Genomic DNA, 21,203 nt, shown 5'->3' with positions numbered 1-21,203 from the left:
ATTTATTTACAGTTCTATTTAATGAACATTGCATCCCCAAAACTAAAGAAACGATACTTCTCCTTGATTGCATGTTGATAGGCATTTAAAATCATATCTCGACCTGTAAAGGCCGCCACTAACATAACTAACGTTGATTTTGGTAAATGAAAGTTCGTAATAAAGGCATCAACCACCTGCCATTGATACCCAGGCTTGATAAAGATATCGGTCCAGCCACTATCTGCCTTGATTTCACCATTAAACTTCGTACCAATCGTTTCGAGCGTGCGAATTGAAGTAGTTCCTGTAGCTATAATACGACCACCATTCTTGCGCACTTCATTTAAAGTTGCAGCTGATTCTTCGCTTAATCGATAAAATTCACTATGCATCTTGTGGTCTTCAATATTAGCTTCATCAACTGGCCGAAAAGTTCCTAAACCAACATGAAGGGTCAAATAAACTAATTTGACACCCTTATCTTCGACCTTTTTCAGCAACTCTTTTGTCCAGTGTAAACCTGCCGTCGGAGCCGCAGCGCTACCACTTTCACGGGCATAAACTGTTTGATAACGTTCTGGATCATCTAGCTTCTCTTTGATGTATGGTGGTAATGGCGTTTCACCAAGCTTTTCCAAAATTTCCATAAAGATACCATCATAATGAAATTCAATTTCACGGCCACCATGTTCTAATTCTTTTATAACAGTAGCTTTTAGTAACCCATCGCCAAATTCAATAACTGTCCCAACCTTGGCCCGTTTAGCTGGTTTGACTAATGTTTCCCATTGATCACCAGTGTCATTATGAAGCAATAGAACTTCCATATGCGCACCGGTTTCGGGTTTCACGCCATAAATTCTGGCAGGCATAACCCGTGAATCATTCATAACCACTGCATCTCCAGCGTGTAACTGATCTAAAATATCATAAAAGTGTTTATCTTCAAGAGTACCGGTTTTGTGATTCAAAACTAGTAAACGTGACTCATCACGTTCTTTAATTGGTGTTTGAGCAATTAACTCATGTGGTAAATCGTAATCAAAATCATCAACTGTTAATGTCATGGTGATTCGCTCCTTTTAGTAATTATGGTATATTTTGCATTCGCAAAATCTTTTTTTAAGGATGTCCAGCCGAGCTACACCGAAAACCGGCTAGTCGGAATGGCTCCTTTTAGTAATTAAGATATATTTGCATTCGCAAAATTTTTTTCAAAAAGGATGTCCAGTCGAACTACGCCGAAACCGGCTAGTCGGAATGGCTCCTTTTAGTAAGGAAAAGTAAACCTTACATTTGCTTTCTTAGTTTGTTCGTTCTTGTGATAGTCCCAGATGTGCATATCCCTTTTCTGTCACTACTCTGCCTCGTGGTGTCCGGTTCAAATAGCCAATTTGCATAAGATACGGTTCATACATTTCTGCAATTGTATCGGCTTCTTCTCCAATATTTGCAGCAATTGTTCCCAAGCCAACTGGTCCACCATGATAATAATTGATCATTGTTTTTAAAATCTTATTATCAATTTCATCGAGCCCTTCTTCATCAACCCGTAGAAACTGCAACGATTTTGTGACAATCTGTTCATCAATCGCTGTTTTATCCGAAACCTCCATAAAGTCACGAACACGTTTTAAAAGACGGTTTGCAATTCGTGGCGTTCCCCGTGATCGACTTGCAATTTCGTGTGATCCTTGTTCCGTAATCTGTGTATTAAAAATATCAGCAGACCGCTTTACAATCTCAGTTAAATCATCAACCGTGTAATAATTCATATGCGCAACAATTCCAAAACGATCTCGTAGTGGCGCCGATAGCAATCCCGCCCGGGTAGTTGCACCAATTAGTGTGAACGGCGGTAACGGAAAATGGATAGGATGAGCTGTTGGACCTTGCCCAACCACAATGTCAACAAAGAAATCTTCCATTGCTGAATACAGCATTTCTTCAACAATTTTGGGTAAGCGATGAATTTCATCAATAAACAAAATATCACCCGGTTGTAATTCGTTCAATAACGCAACCAAATCACCAGGTTTTTCGATTGCCGGACCACTTGTTGTACGAATATGAACGGCCATTTCATTAGCAATAACCATTGCTAAAGTTGTTTTACCCAAACCAGGCGGACCATAAAGTAATACATGATCTAATGATTCTTCTCGTTGCTTGGTTGCCTGAATGTACACTGACAGCTCGTGTTTTACTCGATCTTGACCAATATACTGTGCCAAGGTTGCTGGACGTAGGGATTTTTCAATGGATGCTTCTTCTGAATTTTCATTTTCCCCAGAGACAAGTCGATCATCATCTACATCACTCACTTAACTCACCCCTCCTTCTTTATTTTTTCATTAACAATTTAAGCCCCGCACTCAAATACTGATCGGTGCTCAGTGTCGCGTCTTCTTCCAAATCAGGTTTAATTTTAGCAATATCGCGTGCCGAATACCCTAACGCTGTTAATGCATCTAGTGCATCTGCTAATTGACGGTTGCCAACAGGCTTTTTTACAGTCTGAATTGGATTCTCTGAACTTAAGGTAACTTTACCTTTTAGATCCAGAATAATTTGTTGGGCAGCCTTCGGTCCTATTTTTGGAAATTTCTTAAGATACGCGACATCATCATGATTAATTGCAGAAACTAAACCAGAATGGTCTTCATTTGCAAGGATCGCTAAAGCACTTTTTGGACCAATTCCTTTTACCAATAATAATTTTTCAAAAAGTTCTTTATCTTCTGCATCAAATAATCCATACAAACTAATTTCAGTATCCGAAACTGCCTCGTGAACGTAAATTTTCACTTGTTTTTCTTGACTAATTTCGTATCGATAGGGATTACCAACAAAAAGTTTATAGCCCACACCTTGAACTTCTAAAACGACAAATTCCGGTGTGATTTGAGTTACATAACCAATCAAATATTCATACATTCAAATTTTCTCCATCATCTAAACTAAACATACGTTTGCCTATTAAACATTGTACCATAACTCAACTTTATTCTTGTTCTTCCAATGGTTGATGCGGATCTTGAATACGTTTAAACATTTTTTTCATATCTTCATTTGAAAAATGAACCAATACCGGTCGGCCATGCGGACAATTAAATGGATTTTCTGTTTTTGCTAAATCCTTCAATAACTGTCTTGCCTGTTGATCATCTAAATAATGGTTAGCCTTAATTGCTCGTTTACAACTCATCATAATTGCCGTTTTTTCACGAAACTTAGCTACCGTCATCCGACTATCATTAAGGACATAATCAATCATTTCACGAATTGTGTCTTCTTCTTGACCTTCTTTAAACCAAGTCGGATGCTGATGAATCACAAAACTGTTAGGGCCAAACGCTTCTAGTTTGAGGCCACAACTTGCTAAGACTTCTTCTTTTTCTTGAATTCTTAACATATCACTGGTGGAATAATCTAAGACGATCGGAACCAAGAGATTCTGTGCATCATCAGATACTTCACCAATTTTTTCGCGATAATATTCATAGTTAATTCGTTCTTGTGCTGCATGTTGATCCAAAATATACAAACCATCTTCCGATTCTGCAAATAAAAATGTCCCATGCATTTGACCAACATACTGTAAAGTAGGAAAACGTTTAGTTTTTTCAGTTTTTTGAGTATTTTCCTCTACTTGCTCAGTTGATTCATCTTGGGCTTTACCAAAAGGCAACGGCTGAGGTTCTTTTTCATACTTTTTTTGAAATTGATGAAGAGAATGTGTCTGTAGTTCTGTTTCATGTTTAATAACAATTGGTTCTTTTCCATTCTCGGGTAGCGCACTAAACAATTTATCCGTTACTGATTCTTTCGGCTTAGTTAAATCATTGGTCGGTAAATTTGGTTTTGAATTATCCGAATATTTAACCGAAGCTTCATTCAAATTAAACTGAAGTTGATCCGTATTAAGTTTTTGCTTAGTTTTTAAATTTTCAACAGCAGACGGAATCAAATTTTCTTTTGCCAACACAGCATAGATGGTCTTGGATATCAAGGTTTGTAATTGTTTCTCTTGACTAATACGGACTTCTTGCTTTGCTGGATGAACATTAACGTCCACCAAAAGTGGATCCATTTTGATATTTAATACAGCCACAGGATATCGACCGACCATTAATTTAGAACCATAACCCTCAATAATTGCCTTATTCACTTGAAAGTTTTTTACATAACGGCCATTGATAAGAACAGAAATATATTGACGTGATGCACGTGTGAATTCAGGTAGACTGGTATATCCAGAAATGTTAAAGTCCACATCCTGAGCACTAAACTTTACCATTTTCCGTGCATTCTGGACCCCATAAATTCCGGCAATTACTTGTTGGAGATTTCCTCGACCAGATGTGCGTAATAATTCACGACCATCATGACTTAAGGTAAACGCAATTTGTGGGTAACTCAAAGCCAATCGATTCACGATGTCTGTGATATTTGCTAATTCTGTTTGTGGTGATTTCATATACTTTAATCTTGCGGGTGTATTAAAAAACAAGTCCTCGACACTAATATCCGTCCCTTTTCTAAGTGCGGATAAAGTTTTGTCAACGAGCTTTCCACCTTTAATATGGATTTGAGTTCCTGTATCGTTTCCAGTTGACGTTTGTAAAATAACATCCGCAACTGAAGCAATACTGGGTAAAGCTTCACCACGAAAACCTAACGAACGTACTTTAAAAAGATCTTCACGTGTCGTGATCTTACTTGTTGCATGGCGTTCAAACGCCATGGAAACATCCTCAGCGGCAATACCATCACCATTATCCACAATTTCAATTGATTTTAATCCTGACTGTTCAACCAGAATATCAATCTGCGTACTATTAGCATCAATTGCATTCTCCACTAACTCTTTAACAACTGAAGCAGGGCGTTCAACCACTTCTCCAGCAGCAATTTGGTCCGCAAGTACATCAGAAAGTTCATGAATCTTTGCCATTTTATCTCAGCTTTCTATTTGTTTCCCAATTTTTTCTGCCATTTGTATAATTGATTCATAACATCCATTGGTGTCATTGACATCAGATTAGAATTTCGAATTTGGGCAAGCACCTCTTCACCCTGAGTATCGCTCGGAGCTGTCTGGAACAGTGCTAACTGTTCATCAACTTCACTTGATTTATGACTTTGTGTACTGTGCTTCTTTGATACTTTTTGGGGTTGTTTTTCAGATTTTATTTCTTGTTCAACAAGTGCTTGGTCTGTATCCTTATTTTGAATTTCTAATCGTTTCAAAATCTTATCTGCTCTACCTAATAATTCTTCTGGCATTCCTGCAAGTTTGGCCACATGAATTCCGTATGATTTATCAGCGGGACCATCCTCCATTTTATGCAAGAACACTAAATCACCATCTTTTTCAACCGCGCCAACATGAACATTTTTTAATTTAGTTAACGTTTGATCTAATACGGTCAATTCATGATAATGAGTCGAGAAAAGTGTTTTAGCATGAACATGATTATGCACAAATTCAATGATTGCCTGTGCCAATGCCATGCCATCATAAGTTGCCGTCCCACGACCAATTTCATCAAACAAAATCAAACTCTGCGGGGTTGCGTTTTGAATAGCGCGATTAGCCTCTTGCATTTCCACCATAAACGTACTTTGACCCGCAATTAAATCATCCGCTGCACCAATCCTAGTAAAAATTTGATCAAAAATTGGCAGAGTAGCTGACTCTGCTGGCACAAAACATCCCATCTGAGCCAAAACAACTGTTAATGCTAATTGACGCATATACGTACTTTTACCTGACATATTTGGTCCGGTAATTAGTAATATATCAATATCATTCGACATTTTAACATCATTTGGTACATAGCTTTGTCGACCCATTACTTTTTCCACAACTGGATGTCTGCCGCCAACAATGTCAATACTATGTTTTTTAGTCAAAGTTGGTTTAATAAAGTGATAATTTTCACTCACCACCGCAAAACTTTGTAAAACATCTAGTGTTGCTACTTGTTTAGCCAATTTTTGTAACCGATCAATTTCCAATTTGATTTGTTCACGAATTTTGCTAAATAATTCATATTCAAGGGTTGTTGACTTTTCTTCAGCTTCTAGAATCAAACTTTCCTTTTCTTTTAAAGCTGGGGTAATAAAACGTTCGGCATTAGTTAACGTTTGCTTGCGCTCATAACGGCCTTCTGGTACAGAACTTAAATTTGATTTCGTAATTTCAATATAATAGCCAAAGACTTTATTATACCCAACTTTTAAGTTTCTGATTCCCGTAGCTTTTCTTTCGGACGCTTCCAATTCTGCCATCCACTTTTTTCCATTGGTCATGGCATCACGATATTGATCTAGTTGAGCATCGTAACCATCTTTAATCACATTACCCTCGGTAACCGAAATTGGTGGTTCATCCACAATGGCACGGTCAATTAAATCCGCAATATCATCAACTGGATCTAATTTTGCTAACATGGCTCCAAAAACCTTATCATCCAAATCCGCAAGAACATGCTGAATTTTAGGAATTTGGCGTAATGACGTTTTCAGTTGTATAAGGTCACGTCCATTTACGTTACCAAATGCGACCCGGCCAGCCAAACGTTCTAAATCGTAAACTTTAACCAGCTCTTCTTGCAGATTACTTCGTTCAAAATAGTGATCTAAAAGTTCTCCTACTTTAATTTGGCGATCTTCAATTTCTTTTTTATGAATCAATGGACGGTCAAGCCACTGCTTCAAAAGTCTGCCACCCATGGCCGTTCGTGTTTCATCCAACAACCACAAAAGGGTTCCTTGTTTCTTACCAGAGCGAATAGAACGTGTAAGTTCCAAATTATATTTCGAATAATGATCCATTCTCAAAAAATATGATGGTTCATAAGCAACTGCCTTTTGTAAATGAGCCAAACTGCGTTTTTGTGTGACTGTGATATAGGTAAGTAAAGTTTCAACTGTATTTTTTTCAAGAGCTTCATCAAGTCCCTGGGTTAAATAACTTAGTTCCGACTTAACTTCAATCTTGTTTTGATGAGAAACCATAATGTTTAATTTCTTAAATTGTTCTTGCAAACTATCATCAATAGATTGATCAACCACGATTTCTTTGGACTGCAAATTCACAACTTCATTAATAACTGCCTCAATAGAATTCAACTGGCTGGTTTTTAACTCACCAGTTGATAAATCAGCATACGCAAATCCAAACTGATTTGTCTCATCAGCTGTCAAGGCCGTCAGGTAATTATTAGATTTAGCTTCATTAACATTTGAATCCGTGACGGTTCCTGGCGTAATTAATTGAATGACTTCACGTTTAACCATTCCCTTTGCCAAACGGGGATCTTCCATTTGCTCACAAATTGCAACTTTATAACCCTTTTCAATCAAAATATCGACATAATTTTGAACCGCATGATGCGGCATCCCACACATTGGAATGGGATCTACCGCATTATGGCTTCGTGAAGTTAATGTCAGTTCTAAGATCTGTGCGCCCTTAATAGCATCATCATAGAAGAGTTCATAAAAATCACCAATTCTATAAAACAAAAAGGCATCTGGATAATCTTTCTTAATCGCCATATATTGTTGCATCATTGGCGTATCGCTTGTTTTTTGTGGCACACTCTCTCCTACTTTCTAATTCTTTTATCAATTCATTCAAATTAAAACTTTCTGTCCTATTTTAACATTTTAATTTTAGAGTTCCTACTCTTCCAAACGGACTTTTATGACGTTCCTAATTCAAAATTACCATTTATAATCTTGTAAACAAAAAAGTCTGGAATTTTTCATTCCAAACTTTCTTAAAATTAAATTTACTTTGCATAATTTACCGCTCGAACTTCTCGAATGACGGTAACTTTTACTTTGCCTGAATATTCTAATTGCTTTTCAATTGCACTTCGAATATCGTGCGTTAAAGTTGTCGCCTGTAAGTCTGAAACCTTGGTTGGTTTTACGATAACACGGATTTCTCGACCCGCCTGAATGGCGTAACTCTTCTTGACACCCTTAAAACCATTAGCCAAGTTTTCTAACTTTTCAAGTCTGTGAATATAATTCTCAAGTGAATCACTTCGTGCACCTGGTCTAGCAGCTGAAATTGAATCAGCAGCCGCAACCAACACTGAAGTAACGTACTCAGCGCCCACGTCACCATGATGAGACGCAATCGCATTAATAACTACTGGGCTCTCTTTGTATTTCTTTGCAAATTCAACACCGATCGCCACATGAGAACCTTCGACCTCATGATCAACCGCTTTACCAATATCGTGTAATAATCCTGCGCGTTTAGCTAACGTAACATCCTCACCTAATTCGGCTGCTAAAATACCAGTTAATTTGGCAACCTCAACGGAATGATCCAATACATTTTGTCCATAACTTGTGCGGAACTTCAATCTACCAACTAACTTAATTAATTCAGGATTCATAGAATGAATACCCAGATCAAAAATAGTTTGCTCTCCAACTTCACGGATTTTATCATCCATGTCTTTGCGAGCTTTTTCAACCATTTCTTCAATTCGTGCTGGGTGAATTCGACCATCCTGGATCAAACGTTCCAAAGCCATTTTGGCAATTTCGCGCCGAATGGGATCAAAACCACTTAAAACAACTGCTTCTGGTGTATCATCAATGATTAAATCAATACCAGTCAGTGTCTCTAAGGTTCGAATATTTCGACCTTCACGACCGATAATTCGGCCTTTCATGTCATCACTCGGTAAGTTCACAACAGTGACCGTTGACTCCGTAGCAACATCTGCAGCACTTCGTTCAATGGCCTGTGCGATTAAGTCTTTAGCAACTTTATTAGCATCAGTTTGTGCCTTTTCTTCGCTTTCACGAATCATTTTTGCACGTTCATCTGCTAATCCGTCCCGTACTTCGTTTAAGATCAAAGTTTGTGCATCTTCTTGTGACATGGCTGCCACACGTTCTAATTCTTCCGTTCGTTTTGAAACTAATGAGGATGCTTCTTGTTGTTGTTCGTCAATTCGCTTTTGTTCAGAACTTAATTTTTCTTCTTTACGTTCTAAACTATCTTCGCGCTTTTCGAAAGCATTATCTTTGTGATCCAAAGCCTCTTCTCTTTGTAGCAAACGTTCTTCTTGCTTTTGGGCTTCAGCTCTTCTTTGCTTCAGCTCGTTTTCTACTTGAGTTCGGTAACGGTGACTTTCGTCTTTAGCTTCCAAAAGAGCTTCTCTTTTTTCGGTTTCCGCTTGCTTCTTAGCATTTTCTAAAATACCACTAGCTGTATCTTTAGCATCACGCACATTCTTCTCTTGGATAAGTTTATGCGCATAATAGCCAACGACATAGCCAACAACAATAGCGATGATTGCGAGGATTATATTGAAAACAGGCATGTTTCCACCTCCGAATCATCAATAGTTGGTTAATTCCTAACCGATTTTTATGATGTTATTTTGATTATTCACACAATACTTAGTTTAGCATTCTCAATACTGTTTAATCAAGCTATCTCAAAATTTATATTTATTTGTGCAAGTCAATTTGATTTAATTTAACTAATTTTTAATTAAAAAAACAACCTCACACAAAGTTAGGTTGTTTTCATCGTTATTTTTTATCGGAAACTTTTAAATCTAATTCAGAAGGATCTTTTTCTTCCTTAGGCGCATCTGCTTCGGCGTCCATATTGTAGGCAGAACGAACCTTATCGTAAATTTCTTTACGTTTTTCAGGATTATCCTCCAAATACTGTTTAGCATTTTCACGGCCTTGTCCAATTCGTTCATCACCATAAGAATACCAAGAACCGCTCTTGTTCACAATATCCTTTTCAACAGCCATATCAATAATTTCACCAGTCTGTGAAATACCATGACCATACATGATATCAACTTCAGCACGCTTGAATGGCGGTGCAACCTTGTTCTTGACAACTTTAATTCGAACGCGGTTACCAATAATATCAGTGCCATCTTTAATTTGTTCAGCACGACGAACTTCTAGTCGAATGGTTGCATAGAACTTTAATGCACGCCCACCTGGAGTTGTTTCAGGATTACCAAACATAACACCAACTTTTTCACGAATCTGATTAATAAAAATTGCGATCGTCTTAGTTTTGTTAATTGATCCAGAAAGCTTACGTAGTGCTTGCGACATCAAACGAGCTTGTAAACCAACGTGAGCATCACCCATTTCACCTTCAATTTCAGCTCGAGGAACTAAAGCGGCAACGGAATCAACGACCACTAAATCAACGGCACCGCTAGAAACCAAAGCATCGGTGATTTCAAGGCCTTCTTCACCAGTATCTGGTTGTGAAAGTAACAAATCATCAATATTAACACCCAAATGCTCCGCGTAAACAGGATCCAGGGCATTTTCTGCATCAATATAAGCTGCAGTTCCGCCTTCCTTTTGAACTTGTGCAACAGCGTGCAAGGCAACGGTCGTTTTACCAGAACTTTCAGGACCATAAACTTCAACAATTCGTCCACGAGGATAACCCCCAACACCCAAAGCATCATCTAGTGCTAGTGATCCAGTCGAGATTGTTGAAATTTGAGTTTGGGCAGCATCACCCATCCGCATAATTGAGCCTTTTCCAAAGTTTTTTTCAATCTTTTTAAGCGCAGCATTTAAAGCTGCTTTTCGTTGTTCATCAGCCAAATTGTTTCCTCCTTAACGGGAATATCTAACAGTCATAATGATACTGATTATTTTCTTAAAAAGCAAGTAAAAACGAACAAAAGTTCGCTTTATTTTAAAATGTCGTTTAGTTGTTGTAAGGCATTCAAAACAATTCGTTGTTTGGTGGCTGGTCTAATGGTTGAAAAATTATATTTTTTCGCCGAAATATTCTCATTTTTATCACTAATGGCAATCCAGACGCTGCCAACTTGTTCACCACTTGAAACTTTTTCGGTACTTGCATGTGAAATGACAATACTAAGATCACTTTTAGTTTTCTTTTTTAAACAATTTGCCATTTTTTCAACTGAACTCTTTGAAGCACTAACGTTGAATTCACCAATAAGAGACTGTTTTTTTTCTGTATTGGTTGCCAAAATGAAGCCACCATCAAAGACATTTTTTTCATCACTAAACTCATCCAATGCGGTTGAAAAGCGACCAGCAGTATATCCCTCAACAACTGCAATCGTTAGCTGCTGTTTAATTAGATGTGTAGCTACTACTTGTGCTAAAGAATTATGTTCGCCGTAACCATAGAAAAACTTACCAACTAATGCCTGAATACGATTTTCACAGTCATTAAGTTTTTTTTGAGCATCGGTATCCGTTTGTGCCCATGCAGTTAAACGCAAGGTAACTTCGTTTTGTTTCGCATAAGGTGCAATTGTGGGATTGCTTTGCGTTGCAATTAAATCTGCAAGTTCTGTTGTCAACTGTGATTCACCAATTCCAAAGAAGCGTAACACACGCGAACGTAAGACATGGTCACCTAGATAAGTTTTCTTAAGCAATGGCAGTACTTGCTCCATCATCATTGGCTCCAGTTCACTTGGTGGACCAGGTAGCAATAAGAAATCAGGTCCCTGTATTTCTTGATCAAAGATACCCACGGCAAAACCGGTTCGATTACTAAGCGGTTTTGCACCTTTTAAATACATAGCTTGCAAGCGATTATTTTCAGTCATCGTACGCTGCGTTTCTGAAAAATATCGTTCAATTTTTGCCATGGCAGTACGGTCAGTCACTAATTCTCGATGTAAAAAGCTTGCCACCGTTTGCTTGGTAAGATCATCTTCTGTTGGTCCTAGACCACCTGATAAAATAACTAAATCACTTCGTTTGGCAGCCAGTTTAATTGTGTCTTCTAACCGTTCAGGATTATCGCCGACTGTTGATTGAAAATAAACATCAATACCAAGATTTGCTAATTCTCGCGCAATAAACGGTGTATTAGTATCTGTAATTTCACCAAGTAAGATTTCTGTACCTACTGCAATTAATTCTGCTTTCAAAATTTACCTCCTGTTTTTAAATACGCCCTTTTAATAACAACTTTTTAAAAAATTAAAAAAGAGCCTGGTTTTTTAAACCAAACCCACTTCATTTTACTTAAAACCATCTGCAAAAACATTGCGGTTCTGCACAAAATAATCAATGCCTGAATAAATTGTGAAGAACAAACAGATATATAACATAATGGTTGCCATTGGAATATGAATTGCGGCGAATAACACATTATTCAATATCAACAAAATAATGGCCACCATTTGCGATGTCGTTTTAATCTTACCAGGCATCGCTGCTGCCATAACTTGACCATTATTTTCCACAATTAGTAAACGTAAACCCGTAATTGCAAGTTCACGACAAACAATAATTGCAATGACCCAAGCTGGTGCTTTTCCCAGTGAAACTAAAATAATAAATGCCGACATAACTAACATTTTATCCGCAAGCGGATCAGCAAATTTACCAAAATTAGTAACTAAATGATTATGGCGCGCAATCTTTCCATCTGCCAAGTCAGTAAGTGAAGCCACCGCAAAAATAATTGCTGCTAAAACTCTGGTTACCGCAATCGAGGTACCAAACCAAGTCACAGTTCCCCAGGTATAAGGGATAACCATAATAATAATAAAAATGGGAATTAAAATAATGCGAAACACCGTTAGTTTATTAGGTAAATTCAAGGATTTTCCTCCTAATTAGTTCTCAATAGTTAAAGTGATTGTTTTCGTCTGTGTGGTATCATTTTGGGGATTAAAATCAAATTTTTTGCCATTGACAGTAATCGTTGTTTGTGGCGCATTTCCCATTGTAATGGTGACCTTTGATACTGTTTTAGCAATCTTTTCAGTATGTGAGGTTCCCGTCTGCAATGTAGAAGACCAACTCTGTGTGCCATCACTTGAAACAGCAATCCATGCATTGCTTGTTCCCGCCTTAAATGTCAATGTAGATCCACTAGTCGGCGCATTTTTTAACGTATACGCTGTTGTTGAGCTGCCTACTTGACTAATTTTTTGTGTCTTACTTTTTGACGAAGAACTAGAAGCTTTTTCTGAACTAGATTGTTTTTTCTTAGAGCTGCTGGCATTATTAGTTACGCTTACCCGACTACTACTTAAGTGCGGTTGATTTGCATTATTTGCATGGCTCATTCCCCAAATGGTTCCCAATACAGCAACCACAATCACAACCACAATAATTGTGGGAACATACGTCATATATTTCCCATATCGTCTAGAAAATTCGCTATCTTTTCTTACCTGAGTATGTTGTGTGGTTCTGGAAGGCAATGGACCAGTTGCAAAGTTTTCAGTGCGCGTCTCTGCTTCCTTTGAAGCCTGCAGTCCACCCGCTAATAACTTATGCGAGTCGAGACCCACAACAGCGGCATACTGACTGACAAAAGACTTAACGTAGTAATCTCCTGGCAAGTCGTTCATCTGACCAGCTTCAATGGCCATCAAATATCTTTTTTGAATTTTTGTTTTTTCTTGAATATAATCGATCGTTAATCCTTGATCTAATCGTGCCTCTTGGAGTCGTTTCCCAATCTCCTTGTTTTGTCTTTCACTCATCGCTTCTCACCCACTATTAAATTAGTCCGCTACTAGTATAGCATATTCAACACTGTTTTCCGGCACGTAATTATTTTAGCCAACCACCATCAACATAAATAGTTTGTCCCGTCATGTAACCAGCCTGTTCATTTGTTAACTGAACTACCCAGTATGCAATCTCATCCGGTTTAGCAAAACGGCCAACTGGAATATCTGCGGCAATTTTTTGATGCTCGTCAGTGGAAAAAATTCGATTCATTTGTGTATTCACTGCTCCAGGAGCAATCACATTAACTGTGATTCCTAATGTACCAATTTCCTTAGCATATGCATTAACAAATGCACTTTGGGCACCCTTTATTGTACTGTAGTCAACCTCCATTGCACTACCAACCGCCCCATAAACGGAGCCAATAAAGATAATTCGACCAGCCTTTGAACGTGCCAATTTAGGTTGTAAGGCTTTTATCATTTCAACGGGTACTGCAACTTGCATCATCCACATTTTTTGAAGTTCATCGAAAGATGTTTCAGTTAATAAATGATAATCAGTTGTTCCTTGTGCAAAAATAAGCGCATCTACTGCAAAAATAGACTGCAAAAAAGTAGCTAAGTTTTCTCTTTTTTGCATATCAAACGACACACTCAAGAATTCTTGATGTGGATATAATTTAGTGAACTTCTTAACTAGTTGAGTGACTGCTAATTCATTTTGATTATAGTGCAGGTATAACGACCATCCCTGTGCCGCCAGTTGCTTAGCAATGCTATTTCCAATATCACCTGATGCTCCAAGAATTAGCGCATGCTTCATGCTTTTTGTCCTTTCATTGGTTGAATTTGAAATGTACTAAAGCCATCTAAATTAAATAATTTAGGTGCAAGCAAAGTCAAATCACTTAACGTCATATTTTCGTAAATTGCGGTTTGATCAAACACAGTCGTGTAACCAAATTGACGACCTTCATAACTATTTGCAATGGCTTCAATTGAATCCATTCTTTGTAGCAAACGTCCCAACATTTCTTTTTTAGCAAGTTCAAATTGAGATTCTAACTGTGGTAACAGCTGGTCCGCTTGTTGTAAAATGGTTCGAATAGCTTCGATAAATTCCGTCGGTTTATCCGTATCACCACTAAAACTTATATAATGAAAAGAGCGTTCCATATCAAACTCATATGAAAAAGTATCGTCAATAATTCCCTGATCATAAAGTTTAAGATATTGCTCAGATGATTCGCCAAACAATAAATAAAGTAGTAAATTTGCTTTCAATCGATAGGATAATCCAGCAACCCCGATCGGAACTACATCAAGTCCCTTCAGTCCAATAACACTTTTTGGTCGATTTACTGCCATTTCAACTATTTTTTGTTTAGTAATGTCTTCATTGCCTGTTTCGCGTGTTCCTAGTTTAACTTTTGGTTCTTCAAAAGTCATAAAACTCTTTTTGGCTTGATTTTCTTTAATCCAAGTTAAAGTTTCTTCTGGATCAATATTACCGACTACAAAAAGATCCATATTAGCCGGATGATAGAAAGTTTGATAAGCAGTGTATAAATCGTCAACTGTGATTTCAGCAATTGAAGCAACCGTTCCCGCAATGTCAAGATGTACCGGATGATGCGGATATAGATTACCTAAGATACCCATGTAGAGTTTCCAATCAGGATCATCATCATACATTTGAATTTCCTGTCCAATGATTCCCTTTTCTTTTGCTACAGATTCTTTTGTAAAATAAGGTTCTTGAACAAAATTCAGTAAAATATCCAAGTTTTCATGAATATTTTGAGTTGCTGAGAACAAATAACTAGTTTTGGTAAAACTGGTAAACGCATTAGCATCTGCCCCGTATTTACCAAATAAATCAAACGCATCGTAACCTTTTTTATCAAACATTTTATGCTCCAGAAAATGAGCAATACCTGCCGGTTGGGTCACATAATCACTTTGTCCCAGTGGAATAAATGTTCGATCTATCGAACCAAAATTGGTTGAAAAGGTGCTATAAGTTTTATGAAATCCTTTTTTTGGTAGAATATTAACTCGCAGTCCGTTCGTTAAGGTTTCTGAATACAGTGTCTCATTAAATTGTTTATACACCCGCTTATGCATGTTCTTTTACCTCCGAACTCAAGAAATAACTTGTCGTCAAGTGAACCTGTTTAGCAACCGCCATAATTTCAGAATGCGAAACTTTTCGAATGGCAGCTATCCACTCTTTGGTGCTTGTCTGACTGTCAACTAATCTGTTGGTTAAGGCTCGACTAGTGTATGAACGTTCGGCATCAAGTGAAGCAATATAGTTTGAAGTAAGACCCGTTTTTATTTGTGCTAAATGATCCTCAGAAAAGTCTCCCGCTTGAATATCCTTTAACTGTTGCGCCACAATTGCTAGTACTTGTTCCTTGTCAGCTGCATTAATACCCGTTTGAACAATCATCAACCCATTAAAAACATCCACATTACTTGTGGCATAATAAGCTAAACTTGCTTTCTCACGAACATTTAGGAACAACTTAGAAAGTGGTGAGCCACCAAAGAGTGCATTAAAAACAATACCGGCATAGTAAACAGAGTCGCGGAAATTGGTGGGAAACTGATAAGCTAAATCTAGTTTAGACTGTACAATTGACTGGACTTCTGTTTTTTGGTGTATTTGTTTTTCTGGATAACTTAATGGACTAATATCAGTGTTATCATCAAAACGTTCACTCAAAGGCCACTTCTGCACAATAGTCTGAATTTGAGTGGCATTCACATCCCCAACCACAAAAATTTCAACACGATCATGAGCTAAAACTTTTTTGTAATAATCAAATAAATCCTGATTAGTAATTTGAGCAATTTGGTCGGCTTCACCAAATGTCGGCGTACTCTGAATTTCATCTTTTCCAAAATACAACTGTTGTAGTTGCAAAGCCGCATATGACTGTTTATCATCTTTTAAAGCATTGATATATGCTACTAAATTAGTTTGTTGGCGCTGAAAAGTCTGCTCATGAAATAAACTATTTTTAATAAGTGGATGAAAAATCATTTCTGCTAAAAAGTCTAGCCCATGATCTAATAAGCGGTCCGATTTTTCTAAAAAATGATCATTAGGCAATGAAAGCGAAAATGCCAGATCATGAACAGTTTGTTTACGCATGACACTGGTACCAAAACCAGCCCCGTATAGCCGTGACAATTCCTGTGAAACCAAAATTTGATTTTCATACTTTTGTGAACTTGTTTCTAAAATATTGGCCAACAGTGAACGATAACTGGTGGCTTTTTTTGTTGCATGTTCCAAAAAGTGAACTGAAACTTGTGTGTTTTTAAATTGTGATACCGGAATAACTGTCAAAGTAATTCCCGATTTAATCTGAATTTGCACGAAATAACCCCATTATTTAACGTATTTTGATAAATAAAAAATAATACCAATCCACATTAGAATAGCGTTTCTATCTTTTCAATGCAAATCAATATTATTTCAGAAAAATTAACTTTTTGGTTGTGCCACAACTTTAGCCGTATTTCCAAACCACTTTTCGTTAATTTTTTTCAAAGTTCCGTTTTTATATAGAACATATAGGCCATGATTAATTTTCTTTTGGAGCGTTTTATCACCCTTTCGCATTCCAACAGCAAACTGTTCCTTTGGAAAAGAACCTTGAAGTTCTCGATAAGATTCAGGATCACTCTCGTGTTTAATATAATATCCAGCATAGACGCTATCAATTAATAAACCTTGAATACGGTTCGCATTTAAGTCAATAAAAGCGTCATTGAAAGAATCATATAGAACTGGGGTCTTATCTTTAATTTTGTTTTTTAATAAATTAGGTTGATTATCCACATCTTGAGCCCCAGATGAACCGCTTTGAACTCCTAATGTTTTACCGGCCATTTTTTCAAAACTAGTAATATTTTGAGACTTTTTGCTTACTAGTACCTGTTCATTTGCCAAGTACGTATGACTAAAAGTAACCACTTTTTTTCGTTCTGGTGTCACTGTAAAACCATTCCAAATTAAATCAATTGTTCGATTACGTAATTCTGTTGTGTTCATTGACCAATCAATACTTTGAAAATCAACCTTTATTCCATATAACTTAAATACAGCTCGTGCAAGATCGATATCATAACCAGTTAATTCACCATTCTTTTTTCGAAATCCCATAGGAACAAAGCTATCATCCAACCCCACAACAACTTTGCCTCGTTTTTTGATTGTTTGCCAATAATCAGTCGTGTTTGCCACTTTAGTTTCGCTTTCACAGCCGCTCAAACTGGGAAGAATCAGTAAACACACCGCCAATGCAAGCCAAACTAGTTTCAACTTTTTTTTCATTGTTCATACCTCCCTGGCTTACTTAACCGGTACCACATGGAGTTGTTTATCCGCAACATCATTAGCAAAGTCCATATCATGGGTAACGACAATTTGTGTCATTCCATCTTGTTTTAGTCCCTTAATAATTCGACTGACTTCCCCACGTAATTCTGGATCAAGTGCGGAAGTTGGTTCATCATAACAAAGAATCTTGGGTTGCATAGCTAAAGCACGTGCAATGGCAACTCGTTGTTTTTGACCACCAGATAGTTGATAAGGATACAAGTTTTCTTTTCCATCTAACTGCAATCGACTTAAGCGCTTCAATGCACTTTGTTTGGCCTCAGTTGCGCTTTGTTTCAAAACCATTTGGGGTGCTAACGTCACGTTATCTAAAACCGTTAGATTAGGGAAAAGCTGATAATCCTGAAAGACAACCCCAATCACACTTTCACTACCGGTATCTTCATAGGGATTAAACTTTTTGCCATCCAAGTAAAACTCACCTGAGTCAAATGACTCTAAACCACTAATACAGCGAAGAAGGGTTGTTTTTCCAGCTCCTGAAGGCCCAACAATTGTTAAAATTTCACTATTTTCCACTTCAAATGAGAGATTATCAATAATTGTCCGTTCATTAAACTTTTTAGTTAAATTATTTATTTTTAACATTACTTTTACCTCCTAGCGCCAATAAGCATAGTGTTTTTCAACTCGTCGTAATACATAAGTACAAACCGCCGTTAATAATAGGTAAATCACACCAACTAAAAGCAGTGGAATCAAAGTAACATCTCTCGCAGAAGCTACATTTCCAGCTCGTAACAAATCGCCAATTCCAATTACATAAACTAACGACGAATCCTTCACTAAATTAATAACTTCATTGCCAATTGAAGGTAATACAATTTTTGCAACCTGTGGAATCACAATTTTACGAATCGTTTGCCAATATGAAAGTCGTAGTACCTTTGCAGCCTCATACTGTCCCCGGTCAACTGACTGGAGGCCACCACGAAAGATTTCAGCAAAATAGGCTGAATAATTCAAAATAAACGCAAACAGTGCGGCGTCATACCTTTGAAAAACGATTCCAACAATAGGTAATCCATAAAAAACAAATATCAATTGTAGCAGTAGTGGTGTGCCTCGCATTAACCAAACATAAAAGTTCAAAAAATATTTGACCAATTTAATGTTAGATACTAAACCCAATCCAAAAATCATTCCTAACGGTAACGCACCAATCAACGTCCAGCAAAAGATCTTTAACGTCATTGTTGTACCGACTAATAATGATGGCAAAATCTGTGATATATAATGCAATGACAACATGTTCATCCCTCCAATAATAAAAAAATCCTCTTGAATTAACAAATAATTCAAGAGGACGAGTAAGCGTGGTTCCACCCCTGTTCGTAATTGCTTCACAACAATTACCTCAGTGAGTTGTTCTTATAGTGCATAGCATAGAACCTTTTGACACAAAAAAACCTCTTGGGTAAAAATACCCAAGAGGACGCATCAACGTGGTTCCACCTCATGTTTCTGATAATCTCACAATTATCAGCTCAACAAGTTATAAAATACAACTCTATGAGATAACGATCACCCGTACTTCTCTAACTTTCTCAAGAAGTAAACTCGCAGATGTGTTTCAAACTAAGTACAGGCCTTAATCTCACCATTTAAGACTCTCTTAACTGATTCTTAGCTTTACTCTTCCGTTCATTGTTTTTAAATATTGTATTGAATATAGCTCACTTCGAAATGAACGTCAAGTGGTTTTAGTCAATACTTCTAAAATTAGCCCCTCGCGTATGGCGAAAAAGACTTTTGACTGGTAAATATAGAATAACAAAGAAACATAAATTTAGTGCTAGTGTTGGTGCCAAGTTATAAGCGATAAATGCCGAAGAAGTAATACTCGTATAATGAACCATCTCAAACACAATATAAAAAGCACTTTCATAAAGGATTAAAGCAAAGAAAAAAGTTAATAAAATTGATAAAAAGGTCGGTTTATAAAAAACTTTTATCCATTGCACAATGATCACAATAACTGGCAAAATAAACATATTAACACCAAATACACCCGTATAATACCAATCAAATACGAGACCAATGCCAGCTGCCCACGTTGCAATTGGTAATTTAGTTTCACCTTCAAAGAAAATAGCTAAAATCATCCATAAAAATGTTAAATTGCTTACCATCGAATATGGATAAGCAAATAAAGATCCAGAAAAAATCAGATTAATTGAACCATCTAAAAATAAAGCCAAGAAAAATCCAATTGGGAAAATATACTTTAATTTAGCACTTTGTAGCATAATATAATTCACCCCAATCGACTATTTCAGCTCTGCAACTGAGACAACATTAATACTGCTCATATCTGCAGCTGGTTTGATATAGACCTCAGTGGCCAAACCACTTGAATCCTCTTTCGTAGCCACAACTTTACCAACATATAATCCCTTTGGCGTCACACCACCAAGACCAGATGTGGTAACCAATGCATTCTTTTGTACTTTTGCCTTTGAAGTCACTTGTCCCATAACAATTTCATTATTGGCACGATCAAAACTTGTAACAATACCATTAATGGTATTGCCTGATTCATCTTGAACCTGAATTGCAAAACGATTTGCAGAATCACTACTATCACTGATCAATTCAACCTTACTGGTTGTATAACTAGCTTCAATAACTCTCCCAATTAGCCCCTGACCAGCGACAACAGATTCGTTTTTCTTGATTCCAGAAGCGGTTCCTTTATTAATTACCACGATATTTTGCCATGATGAAGGTGCCCGTGAAATAACAGTTGCCGTAACTAAGTTATAATCTGTCATGCTCTTCTTCAAACTAACTTGTTGTTTTAACTGTTTATTTTCTTGACTTAAGGCTTGATCCCGTGAGCGAACTGCTTCTAACTGATCAATTTTCCCCTTTAATCGTTCATTTTCTTGATACGTATTAATGATCGAATTTAAGGCCTGTGAAGTATTTCGAATCGCATTCATAGGATAAGCCACCACACGATCAACCACACCGACAGCATCGTTACCAACTTTTTGTAACATTGGTGTTGTCGACTTTTTACGACTTGTTACCGATAGGGTCACTAAACCAACCGCAATAATCACACAGATTACAGCGATCACTAACTTTCGATTCGAAAAAAACTTTTGCATGGTAGACCCTCCGGAAATTATTTATATCGCGATTATAATTATAATCGCTCAGACACAGTCTGTATTATACCACAGAAAAAATTGCCATTACATGCTTGTTTGCCTTCATTTACCGCACCTTAATATTTAATTATAACTAAAGGTTGAAAGCACAGAAATGTATCTAATTGCCTGACACAAAAGTGT

At 37.1% G+C, this 21,203-nt stretch carries 18 protein-coding genes and 1 other annotated feature; all 18 genes read right to left on the bottom strand.

All coding sequences use genetic code 11. From position 1 onward, the window contains the following. Positions 1 to 14 precede the first annotated feature (14 nt). The 18 genes from queA to mreC all read right to left on the bottom strand — a co-directional run bounded on the left by queA (position 15) and on the right by mreC (position 21,017). Positions 15 to 1,049, bottom strand: a complete 1,035-nt coding sequence (gene queA / locus IV87_RS07730) for a tRNA preQ1(34) S-adenosylmethionine ribosyltransferase-isomerase QueA (RefSeq protein WP_057807078.1) — start codon at positions 1,047 to 1,049, stop codon at positions 15 to 17. A 237-nt stretch (positions 1,050 to 1,286) separates the two neighbouring features. Then, positions 1,287 to 2,306, bottom strand: coding sequence for a Holliday junction branch migration DNA helicase RuvB (ruvB, locus tag IV87_RS07725; protein WP_057807076.1), 1,020 nt, complete (start codon positions 2,304 to 2,306; stop codon positions 1,287 to 1,289). Between the two features lie 19 nt (positions 2,307 to 2,325). Beyond that, positions 2,326 to 2,919, bottom strand: coding sequence for a Holliday junction branch migration protein RuvA (gene ruvA, locus IV87_RS07720; RefSeq protein ID WP_057807074.1), 594 nt, complete (start codon positions 2,917 to 2,919; stop codon positions 2,326 to 2,328). A gap of 67 nt (positions 2,920 to 2,986) precedes the next feature. Further along, entirely contained in the window at positions 2,987 to 4,939 is a 1,953-nt protein-coding gene (gene mutL / locus IV87_RS07715) for a DNA mismatch repair endonuclease MutL (RefSeq protein WP_057807072.1), read from the bottom strand. Positions 4,940 to 4,953: 14 nt separating this feature from the next. Beyond that, positions 4,954 to 7,593 carry a DNA mismatch repair protein MutS gene (gene mutS, locus IV87_RS07710; RefSeq protein ID WP_057807070.1) on the bottom strand — a complete coding sequence of 880 codons (2,640 nt, stop codon included), beginning with the start codon at positions 7,591 to 7,593 and terminating at the stop codon, positions 4,954 to 4,956. Positions 7,594 to 7,787: 194 nt separating this feature from the next. Further along, positions 7,788 to 9,347, bottom strand: a complete 1,560-nt coding sequence (gene rny / locus IV87_RS07705; RefSeq protein ID WP_057807069.1) for a ribonuclease Y — start codon at positions 9,345 to 9,347, stop codon at positions 7,788 to 7,790. Positions 9,348 to 9,561: 214 nt separating this feature from the next. Beyond that, the gene (recA, locus tag IV87_RS07700) at positions 9,562 to 10,623 is read right to left on the bottom strand and encodes a recombinase RecA (RefSeq protein ID WP_057807067.1); all 1,062 of its coding nucleotides are present in this window, start codon (positions 10,621 to 10,623) and stop codon (positions 9,562 to 9,564) included. 89 nt (positions 10,624 to 10,712) lie between these two features. Then, a complete protein-coding gene (locus tag IV87_RS07695; protein ID WP_057807064.1) occupies positions 10,713 to 11,939 on the bottom strand; it encodes a competence/damage-inducible protein A in 1,227 nt (408 codons plus the stop codon). Between the two features lie 93 nt (positions 11,940 to 12,032). Continuing rightward, positions 12,033 to 12,617: a CDP-diacylglycerol--glycerol-3-phosphate 3-phosphatidyltransferase gene (gene pgsA / locus IV87_RS07690; RefSeq protein ID WP_057807063.1), complete on the bottom strand. Its 585-nt coding sequence runs from the start codon at positions 12,615 to 12,617 to the stop codon at positions 12,033 to 12,035. Positions 12,618 to 12,632: 15 nt separating this feature from the next. Then, entirely contained in the window at positions 12,633 to 13,511 is an 879-nt protein-coding gene (locus tag IV87_RS07685; protein ID WP_057807060.1) for a helix-turn-helix domain-containing protein, read from the bottom strand. Positions 13,512 to 13,581: 70 nt separating this feature from the next. Further along, positions 13,582 to 14,307: an elongation factor P 5-aminopentanone reductase gene (ymfI, locus tag IV87_RS07680; RefSeq protein WP_057807058.1), complete on the bottom strand. Its 726-nt coding sequence runs from the start codon at positions 14,305 to 14,307 to the stop codon at positions 13,582 to 13,584. Then, positions 14,304 to 15,611: an EF-P 5-aminopentanol modification-associated protein YfmH gene (gene yfmH / locus IV87_RS07675; RefSeq protein ID WP_057807056.1), complete on the bottom strand. Its 1,308-nt coding sequence runs from the start codon at positions 15,609 to 15,611 to the stop codon at positions 14,304 to 14,306. Before yfmH ends, ymfI begins: the two co-directional genes overlap by 4 nt. Beyond that, entirely contained in the window at positions 15,604 to 16,875 is a 1,272-nt protein-coding gene (gene yfmF, locus IV87_RS07670) for an EF-P 5-aminopentanol modification-associated protein YfmF (RefSeq protein ID WP_057807054.1), read from the bottom strand. The genes yfmH and yfmF overlap by 8 nt, the downstream gene beginning before the upstream one ends. 108 nt (positions 16,876 to 16,983) lie before the next feature. Continuing rightward, positions 16,984 to 17,835 carry an amino acid ABC transporter substrate-binding protein gene (locus IV87_RS07665; protein ID WP_057807052.1) on the bottom strand — a complete coding sequence of 284 codons (852 nt, stop codon included), beginning with the start codon at positions 17,833 to 17,835 and terminating at the stop codon, positions 16,984 to 16,986. A gap of 18 nt (positions 17,836 to 17,853) precedes the next feature. Next, on the bottom strand, positions 17,854 to 18,489 hold the full coding sequence (locus IV87_RS07660) for an amino acid ABC transporter ATP-binding protein (protein ID WP_057807051.1): 636 nt from the start codon (positions 18,487 to 18,489) through the stop codon (positions 17,854 to 17,856). A 12-nt stretch (positions 18,490 to 18,501) separates the two neighbouring features. Continuing rightward, the gene (locus IV87_RS07655) at positions 18,502 to 19,143 is read right to left on the bottom strand and encodes an amino acid ABC transporter permease (RefSeq protein WP_057807129.1); all 642 of its coding nucleotides are present in this window, start codon (positions 19,141 to 19,143) and stop codon (positions 18,502 to 18,504) included. Between the two features lie 186 nt (positions 19,144 to 19,329). Further along, positions 19,330 to 19,558: a binding site (T-box leader), on the bottom strand. A 46-nt stretch (positions 19,559 to 19,604) separates the two neighbouring features. After that, a complete protein-coding gene (mreD, locus tag IV87_RS07650; RefSeq protein WP_057807049.1) occupies positions 19,605 to 20,150 on the bottom strand; it encodes a rod shape-determining protein MreD in 546 nt (181 codons plus the stop codon). A gap of 21 nt (positions 20,151 to 20,171) precedes the next feature. Continuing rightward, positions 20,172 to 21,017, bottom strand: coding sequence for a rod shape-determining protein MreC (gene mreC / locus IV87_RS07645; protein WP_057807047.1), 846 nt, complete (start codon positions 21,015 to 21,017; stop codon positions 20,172 to 20,174). Between the last annotated feature and the right edge of the window lie 186 nt (positions 21,018 to 21,203).

It is taken from the genome of Pediococcus ethanolidurans (assembly GCF_001437405.1).
Classification (GTDB): domain Bacteria; phylum Bacillota; class Bacilli; order Lactobacillales; family Lactobacillaceae; genus Pediococcus; species Pediococcus ethanolidurans.
Note: the sequence above shows the minus strand (reverse complement) of the source record. Positions and strands in the feature narration are given on the sequence as shown.